Raw genomic sequence first — 13,426 nt, forward strand, 5'->3', positions numbered from 1 at the left:
ATTCCACCAACTGAAATCTTAAAAATATGCCGTAACTTTGCGGCTTCATTTCCGGTCCATGAGCGATGAGATTAAACACGAGTGTGGTCTGGCGTTTATCCGCCTGAGGAAGCCCTTCTCCTACTACAAACAGCAGTACGGCACAGTTTTATACGGGTTGAACAAGCTTTACCTGTTGATGGAAAAGCAGCACAACCGGGGGCAGGATGGGGCCGGGATGGCCTCCGTCAAGCTGGCTACCGAACCTGGAAACCCTTTTCTCTACCGTATCCGAAGCAACGAACCCCGGGCCATTGCGGATATTTTTTCGCAAATATCCCAGGAAATCAGCGAATTAGAAAAATACCAGCCGGACCTTCTCCAACACCCGGACATTGTCAAGGGACACATCCAGGCGATGGGGGAACTGCTGCTGGGGCACCTCCGGTACGGTACCCAGGGCCGGAACAATGTAGAATTTTGCCACCCCTTTATCAAACGGCATACGGTAAAGTCCCGGAACCTGGTCATGGCGGGGAACTTTAACCTGGTCAATACCGAGGAGCTTTTTTCGCTGATCAATATAGATCCGGGGGTTTTCCAACGCCAGAGCGACCTGGCGGCCATGCTGGAAACGATCCATTATTTCCTGGTCCAGGAGGACGAGCAACACCCGGGCGCAATGGATGTCAGCCGTATCCTGAAAAAGGCCACGGCCCTTTTTGACGGGGGTTTTACCTTTGGCGGCCTGGTGGGGAACGGCGAGGCTTTTGTCATGCGGGACGCCAACGGCATCCGCCCGGCTTATTATTATGTCAACGAGGACGTCATCGTCGGTGCATCGGAACGGGCGGCCATCCGGACGACGTTTAACGTCGGGGAAAACGAGGTACAGGAGCTGATGCCGGGTTGCGCCCTGATCGTACACGCCGACGGGACGTATGCGGTCGAGCAGATTTTGGAACCCAGGGAACGGAAGGCTTGTAGCTTTGAACGGATTTATTTTTCCCGGGGTAACGACGAAAAGATTTATAAAGAAAGGATCGCTTTGGGCCGTCACCTGAGCGAGCCCGTGTTAAAGGCTGTCAACAACGACCTCAGGAATACCGTCTTCTCTTTTATTCCCAATACAGCCGAGGTGGCCTTCTATGGCTTGCTCAAAGGGATGGAAGGGTACCTGAACAAGATCAAGGTGGAACGCATTCTCTCCTGGGGCAAGGATTACGACGAAGAGAAGCTGGCGGAAATGGTCAACCGCCGTATCCGCGTCGAAAAGATCGCCATCAAGGACGTCAAGATGCGGACCTTTATCACGGAGGACGCGGGCCGGAACGAAATGGTCCAGCACGTATACGACATTACCTATGGAACAGTGGAGCGTGGAAAGGATGCCCTGGTCGTTATCGATGATTCGATCGTCCGGGGCACTACGCTCAAAGAAAGTATTGTGCGCATGCTGTCCCGCCTGGAGCCGACCAAGATCATCATCGTGTCTTCCGCTCCCCAAATCCGCTACCCGGACTGTTACGGCATAGACATGAGCAAGCTGGGGGACTTCATCGCTTTCCGGGCGGCGATCGCCCTGCTCAAGGAAAGGGGTATGGAAAACGTCCTCCACGATACCTTCAATGCCTGTAAAGAGCTGCAACGCAACAACGCCCTGCACACGGCCAACCTGGTCCGCAACATCTATGCACCCTTTACGCCCGAGGAAATTTCCGGGAAGATTGCGGAGCTGATCACCCCCAAGGATATTAAGATTCCCATCCAGGTCATCTACCAAACAATAGAGGACCTGCATGCTTCCTGCCCCACCAACCTGGGCGACTGGTACTTTACGGGGAACTACCCAACGCCCGGGGGTAACCGGGTGGTCAATAAGGCTTTCTTAAATTATATGGAAGGCAGGAATGTCCGTGGCTATTAAATTACCTTCGTGGTATGAAATCCCTGTTGGTCATCCGACACGCCAAGAGCAGCTGGGAGTGGGAAGACCGGAATGATTTCGACCGGCCCCTGAACGACCGCGGCAAACGGGATGCCCCCATGATGGCGGGCCGCCTGCTCACCCGGGCCATCGCCCCCGACCTCCTGGTCTCCAGCCCCGCCAAACGCGCCCGCAAAACCGCCGAGCTTTTCGCTGCCGAACTGGGCATGTCCCCGGACGACATCCTCTTCAAAACCGAACTCTACCACGCGGCCGTCGCCACCTTCTACGAGGTGATCAGCGGTCTCCCCGCCGCCGCCAACACCGTAGCCCTCTTCTCCCACAACCCCGGCATCACCGCCTTCGTCAGCGGGCTGACCTCTGTCCGCCTCGACAACATGCCCACCTGCGGGGTCTTCGCCATACACGTGTCCTCCTCCGACTGGGCGGATTTCGCCTCCGCGCCCAAGGAATTCTGGTTCTTCGATTATCCCAAAAGTTTCTAAACCCCTTGCGCCCTAGCCTTCACCGGCCATCGGACCGACCGCGCTTGAAGGAAGGAGGGTGTGTCTTTTTCTTTCTTTTCCGTGGGACTTAGGCCTGCATTGCCGGTTTTAATCCCACGGAAAAGAAAGAAAAAGACACACCCTCCTTCCGGGCACGCCGACCGGGCCTATGGTCGAGGACCCGAGGCCTGTTGTGGGCCAAGGACCGAGGACCAGGACCAGGACCGGGATGGTGGTTATTTTAGTCCATACTTATATTTATAACGATCATACAACTCGGTTCCCACGTTGGCGAGGTTGATCTCCCGGCCCTGGATGAGGGCCGTGGTGACGATGGAGGTCCGCATGTCGAGGATGTCCCCGGTGGAGATCACGATGTTGGCGTCTTTGCCAACTTCGAGGGAACCGGTGACGGAGTCGATGCCGAGGATGCGGGCGGCGTTCAACGTGATCGCCTGAAGGGCTGCTTCCTTGCCAAGGCCGTAGGCGGCGGCTACACCGGCGTTGAAGGGGAGGTTGCGGTAGCGGGTTTCTTCGTGGCGGTCGTTGAGACAGAAAAGGACGCCGGCTTTTTGGAGGACGGCGGGGGTTTTGAAGGGTTGATCGATGTCGTCGTCTTCGGTGGCGGGGAGTTCGTGTTCCTGGTCGAGGATGACGGCGATGTGGTTTTGGGCGAGGAGGTCGGCGATCTGCCAGGATTCGCTGGCACCGACGAGGACGACGTCAAAACCGAACTCGCGGGCGAAGTCGATGGCGATGAGCATTTGCTTGACTTGCTCGGCGTGTATGTAGAGCTTTTGCTGGTGGGTGAACAGCCCCTTGACGGTCTCGAACTTGATATTGGTATGGGTGTGGGAGCCCTCGGCTAAGTAGGCTTTGGCTTCCCGGAAGAAGCGTTTGAGTTCTTCCACCTTTTGCAGGGATACTGCGGTGGGGTCATCACCTGCTTCGGGCCGGACACCGCCGGGGCCGGCGCCAAAACGGCGGGGACGGCTGATAAAGGAGGGCATGTTCAGGTGAATACCCTGGTCAAGCTTATAGGCGGCATCTTCGTAATTCCAGGCGTCGAGCTGGACGATGCTGGAGGAGCCGCTGATCGAACCGCCTTCGGGGGTGATGCCCGCAAGCAGGATGCCGTTGGAGCGGACCACGTTGATGATTCTGGAGGCGGTGTTATAGGCGACGATGGCGCGGATGTCGGGGTTGAGGTCGCCGATTTCTTCGTAGTCGTTGCTGCCGCGGACGCCCTCAGCGATTTCCTTGAGGCCGAGGTCGGTGACGGGGAGGATAAGACCGGGATAGACTTGTTTGCCGGTGGCATCGATGACCTTGTCCCCGGCCCCTGGGATCAGACCGGTGCCGACCTGGACGATCTTGCCGCCGTCGATGGCAATACTGCCGTTTTCGATGACCTGGCCGTTGCCGAGGTGAAGCGTGCCCCCGGTGATGATGATCTTCCCTTTTTCCGGCGGGGCAGGGTAGATGGTCGCTTGTGCATGGACCGTGGTGGTGCCGGTATAGAGGAGGGCGAGCAGGGATATATAGTATTTGCGCATGTTGTATCGTATAAACGTGATCAATTACCGGCGACATCTTCGTCCTGGAGGTCCAGGGTGATGAGCCCGTTGTTGTGCTCGGCGTGGTCTCCGCAGCTTAGTACGACCTGGTAGCTGGGCCGGGGCCGGCGGGGACCGGGCGTACCGCCGGCAGGCGCATTTTCCGCGAGGATCTTGGAGATGAGCCGCGTCCTTTCGGCCTGGATGTCCCGGCGAAGCTGGAGGTCGTGGTCGGCATCATAGTACACAATACCGTCGACGATGGTCTTTTCGGGTTTGGCGTATACGCTCAGGGGATTGTCGCTCCAAAGAACGACGTCGGCGTCTTTGCCTACCTTGATGGAGCCTACGTGGTCCTGGACATGGAGGGCGATGGCGGGATTGAGCGACACCATTTTGAAGGCGTCTTCTTCGCTCATGCCGCCGTATTTGATGGACTTGGCTGCTTCCTGGTTGAGGTGCCGGGCTTGTTCCGGGTCGTCGGAGTTGATACAAACATTAAGACCGACCTGGTGCATCAGGGAGGCGTTGTAGGCGATGGCGTCCTGGACCTCCTGCTTATACGCCCACCAGTCGGAGAAGGTGGAGGTATTGGCGCCGTGGGCCTTCATCTTGTCGGCTACCTTATAGCCTTCCAGGATATGGGTAAACGTGTTCACCGTAAACCCGTAGTGGTCGGCGACGCGTATCAGGGCGGTTATTTCACTTTGCACATAGCTGTGACAGGTGATAAAACGTTTATGGTTCAGGATCTCGACGAGGGCGTCGAGTTCGAGGTCGCGCCGTACGTGCGCCGCACCGGCGCCTTTGAGTGCTTTTTCATAATCGGTCGCGCGGGTAAAGGCATCCACGAAGACCTGGTCGACCCCCATCCGGGTGTCGGGAAAACGGTTGTTGCTTTGGGAGGTGGTGCGTTTGACGTTTTCTCCAAGGGCAAACTTGATAAATGGATCCGCACCCTTAAATTTCAGGGAGGTATCGTCCACACCCCAACGGAGCTTGATGAGCTGTGTCTGGCCGCCGATGCTGTTGGCGGAGCCGTGGAGGATGTGGGAGGTCGTGACACCCCCTGCGAGCTGGCGGTAGATGTTGATGTCGTCGGGATTAAGGTTGTCACCGATCCGCACTTCCGAGGTAACGCTTTGCGCGCCTTCGTTAATGGAGGCGGCCGCGATATGGGAGTGTTCGTCGATGATGCCCGGGGTCAATTGCTTCCCTGTTCCGTCGATGACGCGTGCGTCCCCGGCGCTGAGGTTCTTGCCGACGGCGGCGATCTTGCCGTTCCGGATAAGGACGTCGGTATTGTCCAGACGGCCTTCCGCTTCGTTGGTCCATACCCGGGCGTTTTTGATCAGGATCGTTTCCTGTTTGGGGAGTTCGTCCCAACCGTAACCGTCCATAGGATAGGTGATCTTGCCCAAACGAAGCGGCGGTTTGCGATGGGTGGTATCAGGGGCCATCGTGCGACTGGTGAGCACCGCCGTCCAGGTGAGGATATTCCCGGCGGTATCTGTCCCGCTGCCGGACCAAACCGTGTCGGCGGCCACCCCGCTCAACCGGAAACCCGTCCGGGCCCGGCGTCCGGGGGACCAGCTGAGGCTGATCAGCTTGCCGCCATAGGAAAACTTCGCGGTGGACGTATCCCCATGGATGACACTGGCCGAGGACGTGCTTTTTACGGAAAGTGTATAGGATTGAGCGGCACCGGAGGCGTCTTTCAAAGAAAGGGTATAGGTCCCGGAAATGCTGTTCCAATCAGACATCTTGACGTCGTACGCAATTCCTTGCACCCAGTTTTGCAGGATCGTCGTCTTTTCATTGAACACGGGACCATTGGTGATGATGAAATTGGCGAGCTTACCGGCATCCAGGCTACCGACCTTATCATACACGCCGAGCAGCGTGGCGGGTTCTTTGGTTAACGCCTCCAGCGCCGCAGCCTCCGTCAGACCGTACTCCATGGCCTTGCGCAGGTTGGGCCAAAAGGTCTTGACATCCCGCATATCCGCGGTCGTTAGGGCGAAGGAGATCCCGTTCTTTTCAAAAAGGCCTGGTTCCGAAGGCGCCAGTTCCCAGTGCTTCATGTCCGCCAGGGAAACGAAGCGGGCGTCGTTCGGATCGTCCACATTCGGGGCTTCGGGGAAGTCGAGGGGCAGGATAAAGCTGGCGTGGGTCGCTTTCATCTCTGCCATGCGCTGGTACTCGTTGCCTCCCCCTTTGAGGATGTACTGGACGCCAAACTCGTCCCCCACCCTGTCCGCCCGGAGACAGTTCCATTTGTCCGAGGCGTCGAAGATCTGCGGCAGGTTTTGTGCTTCGTTCCAGTGTTGGAGGCTGAGGTTGACCCCTTCCGAGGGGGGATTCGATTTATACCAGGCGGCGTCGAGGTAGGTCTGCCGGAGAAGGGCGATCGAACCCATGAGGCTGCTGGGATAGGTCTGGGTGGAGACTCCCTTGGAAAAAGAATAAATGGCCGCTGCTTTGCCCTTGACGATGTCGAGGTTTTCTTTTTCCTCGGCCAGGGTCACGACGGCCCCCGTGCCACGGGCAATCCCGTCCTTCTGGAGGGTCAGCACGGATCCAAAACCCTGGTCCCGGAGGGCTTTGGCTTTGGTTTCGTCGACCGTAAAAAGGTGCGAAGCATCGATATCGGTGCGGATGGCCTGGTTCCAGCCAAAGGCGCCCTTTTGGTTCGACTCGATCTGGGACGGGCCGCGGAAATTGAAACCCGCGGCCGTGGGACGCTGCGGTGCGGTAATCCCATAATCGGAATAGGCGTCGATAAAGGAAGGATAAATATATTTCCCGCTGCAGTCGATGACCACCGCATCCGGGGGAATGGATATTTTGCCGGTCCCGACGATCATACCCTTTTTGACCAGGAGTGTCGCATCCTGGAGGGTCGTTTGTCCGTCCCGGACAAGGGTGGCGTGGGTAAAGGCATAACACCTGTCGCGGTTGTCTGCCACCCCGTTCACCGGGAAGGACTCCTGGGCCCTGAGGATGGACAGGACCGTCAGACCTCCCAGCGTGAGCAGAAATTTTCTCATGTCTCGGTTTTTTTAGTACTTGGATTTAAGATAAGGATTAATGCAGGATGGGCTCCTAAAGATTGATGAGGGGTGTCAAATCTTGCCTAAACGGATCGTCTCCAGCCAGGTGCCGGCGATCGTCGCAACATCATCCGGATCATCCGGAAAGCGATAGGGGAACGCTAACGCTTCGTTCAATGCCCGCGAAAGCGAGAAATCCTTTTGCCCGGTCGTATAGGCAATCCCTTCCGACCGGAGGTAGCGACCCAGGTACTCTTGCTCGGTCTGCCCGGGGGTGGGGACAAGGATGCTCTTTTTTTGCAAACGGACCAGGTCCATGACCGTGGTGTACCCCGTCCGGGAAACCACCCATTCGGCCGCCGACAGGAGGTCATTTAACGCCCCGGCCGGAAGATGGTTGTAAATAACCAGATTGTCCGGGATGGCCAGGGATGGCTCCAAAGGGGCCCCGGGAAGGCCTCGTATAAGAACGACACGCCCCGGTATAGTACCTATTTGGTGCAATATTTGCTTCTCAAAAAGCGTTCTTTGAGGTTCAGGGCCGGATAAAAGGATGAGCAGGGAAATCTGCGGTTCAACGTCCATTTTAACAAACCTGGATAGTGGCCCCATGTACTTTACCGGTACCTTTGGCATAAGAGAAGGGTGACCTAGTTGCCCCGAAAGATTGGGCGTTCCGGGAAGGTCAGGTACCCAGCAGGCAGTGAAGCGGTTGATAAAGCGGTAGTGAAGCCGTTGGACGAGGGACGGCAAAGGCGCCATGATACGGAGTTGGTGGGTGAGGTAGACACAGGGGATATCGGGGTGGCTAAGTCCAAAACGGTTGTCTGAGACCACGGCATCCAGCTTATATTGCGGCACAGCCTGTCTCAGCCAGCGTTTTTCGTAACGAATGGTTTGCAAAATGCGTGGGATCTGTGCTATAATTTTGCATACCAAACCGGCCCGGGTGGCGGCATAGCGAATCCTGTACCCCTTTAGGGAAACATGGGTGAGCGATGGGAACTCCTGCCGGAGCAATTGTTGGGTTTTACCCTCGGAGGCGATCCAGACATCGCAACCGGAATGAAGGAAGAACCGGATGAGTGGAATACAGCGCGTGGCGTGGCCGAGACCCCAGTCGAGTGGTGCTATGAGGATACGCATGGGTTTTTCCACATTTATTTGGTTTATCGGGAAAAATAATTAATTTACAAACCCCTATTATGAAGACGTCGCAAAAAATCCTCGCTGGTGTGTTGGTAATCGTTTGTTTGGCTATGGTTAGTTGTTCTTCGACTAGGAATGGATTCAGTAAGAGTTGCGGCTGTCCGAGTAAAAAAGGAATGGTGGGATACTAAATCCATCCAGGTTATGAAACACAAGAGAGACTTGCTATTGCTCTTTAAGCACGACTACGTGAACCAACGTTCTCTGGACCTGGAATTGGAGCGTTTGTACGAAATGCTCTATGACATTCATTCCTACGAAAAGAGTCTTGTCCAGGCGTACGAGGTGATCGATATGAACCGGTACAGGATGCTTCAAAAGCCTCACCAGATTCTCCGGGTGATGAACCGTGGGGAGCTCAAGCCTTTTCTTTTCCTCAGCTCTAAGAACTAGAGGTATTTCTCTCCCTTTTTCCTTTTAACTTCTGCAACGAATTCCTTGATTTCCTGTTCTCTGTCCTTTTTACAGATCAGGAGCACGTCATTGGTATCCACCACGATAAAGTCCTCCAACCCCTGTAACAGGACCAATTTCTTGTCGTCCGCCTGGACCATACAATGCGTGGAGTCGATGATCACGACGTTGTTGCCCACCACGGCGTTTTCCAGGTAGTCCTTTTCCAGGTTTTCATAAGCGCTGTTCCACGTCCCCAGGTCGCTCCATCCAAAGGAGGAGGGGATGACATAGACGTTATCTGCTTTTTCCATGATCCCATAGTCGATCGAAACACTGGAGCATTGCGGATAAATACGCTCGATGGCCTCCGCTTCGCCCGGTGTGTTGAAATGGTGGATCTCGGACTGGAAAAGTTCGTGCATTTCCGGGAGGTATTTCTCGAAGGCCGTCAGGATGTTGCGGGTCTTCCAGACAAAAATGCCCGCGTTCCAGAGAAAATCACCGCTTGCCAGAAACGTTTTGGCCAGGTCCAGGTTGGGTTTCTCCGTAAACGTCCTCACCTTGTAGATCTCGTCGGCAACCGCCATGACGTCGTGTTGGATATAGCCGTAACCGGTATTCGGATAGGTGGGTTTGATCCCCAGGGTGACAAAAGCGTTGAGGTGGTCCACGAAATCAAGGGCCCGCAGACACACCCGTTGGAAATTATCCTCGTCCTTGATGAGGTGGTCCGCAGGGGCGCATATCAGTTTGGCTTCCGGGTTTTGCAGGGCCAGCTTGTAAGAGGCGTAGGCGATACACGGGGCCGTATTTTTCCGCGACGGCTCGAACAGGATATTGTCGTGCCGGGCCTCGGGCAACTGTCGTTTGATGATCTCTTCGTATTCTTTTGTCGTAACGATGTAGATGTTCTCTTTGGGGATAAACCGGGCAAACCGGTCAAAGGTGCTTTGGATCAAGGTGCGGCCCTCATTCAAAATATCCAGGAACTGCTTCGGGTAACTGGTCCGGCTTTTTGGCCAGAAACGGCTGCCGATTCCACCGGCCATGATCACTACGTAGTACTGGTTGTTCATTTTTACGTTTTTCATATTAAGCCTTCTCTAACGAGGTCGTGTAATTGTAACACACCCAGGTACCGGCCGTCTTCGTCCGTGACGATCAGCTGGGATATGTCGTATGTCCGCATCCGGTCCAGCGCCTCCACTGCCAGGGCGTCAGGCCCTACAGTCTTCGGCTGTCCCGTCATAATATCCCGGGCAAGGATACCCTCCAGGGACACCGTTTTCTCCAACATCCTTCTCAGGTCCCCGTCGGTGATCACCCCCGCCAGCAGGCCTTCCGGGCCGAGGACCGCGGTTACACCCAGCCGTTTGTGGGAAATCTCCAGGATGACTTCCTTGAGCGTGCTGTCGGGTTGCACGGAAGGACGTTCGTTTTGCACATACAGGTCGGACACCCTTAGGTACAATTTTTTCCCGAGCGTACCACCGGGGTGAAACTTAGCAAAATCCTCGCCGGTAAAACCCCTTAATTCCATGAGGCAAACCGCGATCGCATCGCCCATTACCAGCTGGGCCGTGGTGCTGGTGGTGGGGGCCAGGTTGTTCGGACAGGCTTCCTGGTCTACGGTCGTGTCCAGGACAAGATCCGACTGGGCCGCCAGGAAAGAATCCCTGTTACCGACCATGCCGATCAATGTATTACCAAAGTTCTTGATCAGGGGAACAAGCCATTTGATCTCCGGCGAATGGCCGCTTTTGCTGATCAGCATGACCATGTCATCCGGTTGGACCATACCGAGGTCGCCGTGGATGGCGTCCGCCGCGTGCAGGAAAATGGAGGGCGTACCCGTCGAATTCAGGGTGGCGACGATCTTTTGCGCAATCAGCGCGCTTTTACCCACGCCGCTGATCACCAGCCTCCCTTTCAGGTGGAGCAGGGCTGTTACCACTCGTTCAAAATCATCGCTCAAGAGGGCGCCAAGGCCCCGGATGGCGTCTGCCTCCAGCCCGATCGTCCGTATTGCAATCCCCCGAATTGACTCCTTGCTCATTGTATAAGTGGCACAAAAATATTATATTCAGCTGGAAACTTGCCCCTTTTTCATTAACTTCGTGGCCCTTAAAAAGGAGCATCGCCTTTTACCCGATTGTAGGCCTCTACTACCAGCAATATTAGCTGACCGGATGCACCGCCACCGTACACCAGACGAGAAGTTGTTTTGAAAATTGAAGTGAAGGAAGACTATGACAACAACAAAAAAAACGGGCTCGGCCGCCAGCGTTAGAACTACAAGCAAAACCGCCAAAAGCCTGCCCGCGGCAAAAAACCCTTCCGAAACCGGCAAAAAAATCCAAGCGAAACCGTCCAACGGTCACTTAAGGACAGCCCTCCAGGAATATTTTGGATTTAGCCAGTTCAAAGGGAACCAGGAAGCCATCATCGAAAACCTGTTGGCAGGCAAGGATACATTTGTCATCAAACCGACCGGGGGTGGCAAAAGCCTGTGCTACCAGCTCCCCGCCCTCCTAAGCGAAGGGGTGGCGATCATCGTTTCCCCCCTCATCGCCCTGATGAAGAACCAGGTCGACCTGGTCCGCGGATACAGCTCCAAGGACGACGTGGCCCACTTTCTCAATTCGTCCCTTAGCAAGGCCCAGCAAAAGGTAGTGATGAGCGACCTCACCGAGGGCAAAACCAAAATGCTCTACGTGGCCCCGGAAACCCTGACCAAACAGGAAAACCTGGACTTCTTTGCAGAGCTCCCCATTTCCTTTTTTGCCGTCGACGAGGCCCACTGTATATCCGAATGGGGACACGACTTCCGCCCCGAATACCGCCGTTTGCGCGAAATGATGGACCGGATCAACGAAAAGGTCCCTGTCATCGCCCTGACGGCCACGGCTACGCCAAAAGTACAAAGCGATATCATCAAAAACCTGGGTCTGCGCAACCCCGCGGTGTTCGTTTCTTCCTTTAACCGGCCCAACCTCTATTATGAGATACAGCCGAAGATCAAAAAGGAACAAACCATCAAAAGCATCGTCAAGTTCATCACCCAGAATAAGGGCAAAAGCGGTATCATCTACACCCTCAACCGCAAGACCACCGAAGAACTTGCCGACATGCTCGTCGCCAACAGCATCAAGGCCGTCGCCTACCACGCAGGTCTCGACGCCAAGCTCAGGGCCGATCGCCAGGACCAGTTCCTCAACGAAGAGGTACAGGTCATCGTGGCCACCATTGCTTTTGGGATGGGTATCGACAAGCCCGATATTCGCTATGTCATCCACTACAATATCCCCAAGTCCATAGAGAACTACTACCAGGAAACCGGTCGCGCCGGGCGCGATGGTATGGAAGGAAAGTGCATTCTTTATTACAGCCACGCCGACGTCGCCAAGCTCGAACACTTCATGCGGGATAAACCCCTGAGCGAGCGCGAGGTAGGCGCCCAGCTCATCAACGAAACCGTCGCCTACGCCGAAGCCGGCGTCTGCCGCCGCAGGGTCCTGATGAGCTACTTCGGGGAAGCATACGAAGAAGAAAATTGCGGACAGTGCGACAACTGTCTCCACCCCAAAGAAAAGGTCGAGGCCAAGGACGGCGCCCACAAAGTCCTCCAGGTCATCAAGGCCCTCGACGAGCGTTTTGCCGCCGACTACGTCTTTCATATCCTCCTCGGCCGCGCCACGCCACAGGTCGTTATGTACCGCCACGAGCAACTGCCCGTTTTCGGTATCGGCAACGACCAGGAAACCCCCTACTGGAACTCCCTCATCCGGCAGCTCCTGCTCGAAGGCTTCCTCAGCAAAGACATCGAGGAATACGGGGTGCTCAAACTCACCCGTAAGGGAGAGCAGTTCCTGAAGAAGCCCACGACCTTCCCCATCATCCTCAACAACCTTTTCGAAGACGCCAACGCCGACGACGACGAAGGCAGCGAAGGCACCTCCGGTTCCCCCGCCGTGGCCGACGAAAAGCTCTTCAACATGCTCAAGGAAATCCGCCTGGTGGAAGCCAAAAAGAAAAGCCTCCCGCCGTTCGTTATTTTCCTTGAAACCTCCCTCCAGGACATGGCCATTATGTTCCCCACCACCCTGGAAGAGCTCGAAAAGATCCAGGGGGTCAGCAAGGGGAAAGCGCTCCGCTACGGCAAACCCTTTATACAGCTCATCGCCCAATATGTAGAGGAAAACGGTATCGAACGCCCCGACGACTTTATCGTCAAAAGCGTCGTCAACAAAAACAACAACAAGGTCTACATCATCCAGCAAACCGACAAGCGCATCGCCCTGGAAACCATTGCCAAAAACAAAGACCTCCGGCTCGACGCCCTCCTCGAAGAAATGGAGACCATCGCCGCCAGCGGCACCAAGCTCAAGCTCGACTACGCCATCGACGAGATGCTCGACGAAGACGAACAGGACGAGATCATCGACTACTTCAAGGGCTGCGAAACCTCCTCCCTCCAGGTTGCCCAGGAGGAGCTCGCCGATTCCAACTATACCTGGGAGCAGTTGAAGCTGATGCGGATAAAATTTTTGTGCGAATATGGGAATTAACCCTATCTTTGCCACCCCTAACAGGGAAATGGTGCGGTAGCTCAGTCGGTAGAGCAAAGGACTGAAAATCCTTGTGTCGGCGGTTCGATCCCGCCCCACACCACGGAAAATCAAGCGGTTACGATACAAAGTCGTAGCCGCTTTTTTTTATTTTTTTATCCCGCTTTCCGGAAGCTCCCCGTCCGCGGAAATGGGCCCAGCCCACCGGTGTGGTTTACGAACACATAATATA

Annotated in this window: 9 protein-coding genes and 1 tRNA gene; 5 read left to right on the plus strand and 5 right to left on the minus strand. The window is 55.5% G+C overall.

The window, feature by feature from the left end; all coding sequences use genetic code 11:
- Positions 1-58: 58 nt before the first annotated feature.
- Both EDB95_RS04080 and EDB95_RS04085 read left to right on the plus strand, forming a co-directional pair.
- Positions 59-1,906, plus strand: coding sequence for an amidophosphoribosyltransferase (locus tag EDB95_RS04080; protein ID WP_133990842.1), 1,848 nt, complete (start codon positions 59-61; stop codon positions 1,904-1,906).
- 14 nt (positions 1,907-1,920) lie between these two features.
- Positions 1,921-2,412, plus strand: coding sequence for a SixA phosphatase family protein (locus EDB95_RS04085; RefSeq protein ID WP_133990844.1), 492 nt, complete (start codon positions 1,921-1,923; stop codon positions 2,410-2,412).
- 236 nt (positions 2,413-2,648) lie between these two features.
- On the opposite strand, the gene EDB95_RS04090 is transcribed toward EDB95_RS04085, so the two are convergent.
- The 3 genes from EDB95_RS04090 to EDB95_RS04100 all read right to left on the minus strand — a co-directional run bounded on the left by EDB95_RS04090 (position 2,649) and on the right by EDB95_RS04100 (position 8,167).
- Complete coding sequence (locus EDB95_RS04090) at positions 2,649-3,968, minus strand: amidohydrolase family protein (protein ID WP_133990846.1); 1,320 nt, start codon at positions 3,966-3,968, stop codon at positions 2,649-2,651.
- Positions 3,969-3,988: 20 nt separating this feature from the next.
- Positions 3,989-7,018, minus strand: coding sequence for an amidohydrolase family protein (locus tag EDB95_RS04095; protein ID WP_133990848.1), 3,030 nt, complete (start codon positions 7,016-7,018; stop codon positions 3,989-3,991).
- Positions 7,019-7,093: 75 nt separating this feature from the next.
- The gene (locus EDB95_RS04100; RefSeq protein ID WP_133990850.1) at positions 7,094-8,167 is read right to left on the minus strand and encodes a glycosyltransferase; all 1,074 of its coding nucleotides are present in this window, start codon (positions 8,165-8,167) and stop codon (positions 7,094-7,096) included.
- Between the two features lie 207 nt (positions 8,168-8,374).
- On the opposite strand from EDB95_RS04100, the gene EDB95_RS04105 reads away from it, so the two are divergent.
- On the plus strand, positions 8,375-8,623 hold the full coding sequence (locus tag EDB95_RS04105; RefSeq protein WP_133990852.1) for a hypothetical protein: 249 nt from the start codon (positions 8,375-8,377) through the stop codon (positions 8,621-8,623).
- On the opposite strand, the gene EDB95_RS04110 is transcribed toward EDB95_RS04105, so the two are convergent.
- Both EDB95_RS04110 and EDB95_RS04115 read right to left on the minus strand, forming a co-directional pair.
- A complete protein-coding gene (locus EDB95_RS04110) occupies positions 8,620-9,717 on the minus strand; it encodes a mannose-1-phosphate guanylyltransferase (protein ID WP_246073497.1) in 1,098 nt (365 codons plus the stop codon). The genes EDB95_RS04105 and EDB95_RS04110 overlap by 4 nt on opposite strands.
- Positions 9,714-10,682, minus strand: coding sequence for a KpsF/GutQ family sugar-phosphate isomerase (locus tag EDB95_RS04115; protein ID WP_133990854.1), 969 nt, complete (start codon positions 10,680-10,682; stop codon positions 9,714-9,716). The genes EDB95_RS04110 and EDB95_RS04115 overlap by 4 nt, the downstream gene beginning before the upstream one ends.
- Before the next feature lie 193 nt (positions 10,683-10,875).
- Here EDB95_RS04115 and recQ point away from each other — a divergent pair, with 193 nt between their 5' ends.
- Together recQ and EDB95_RS04125 are read left to right on the plus strand one after the other, a co-directional pair.
- Positions 10,876-13,194 carry a DNA helicase RecQ gene (recQ, locus tag EDB95_RS04120; RefSeq protein WP_133990855.1) on the plus strand — a complete coding sequence of 773 codons (2,319 nt, stop codon included), beginning with the start codon at positions 10,876-10,878 and terminating at the stop codon, positions 13,192-13,194.
- 30 nt (positions 13,195-13,224) lie between these two features.
- Positions 13,225-13,297, plus strand: a tRNA-Phe gene (locus EDB95_RS04125).
- The last annotated feature ends 129 nt before the right edge of the window (positions 13,298-13,426 follow it).

Source organism: Dinghuibacter silviterrae, assembly GCF_004366355.1.
Classification (GTDB): Bacteria; Bacteroidota; Bacteroidia; order Chitinophagales; family Chitinophagaceae; genus Dinghuibacter; species Dinghuibacter silviterrae.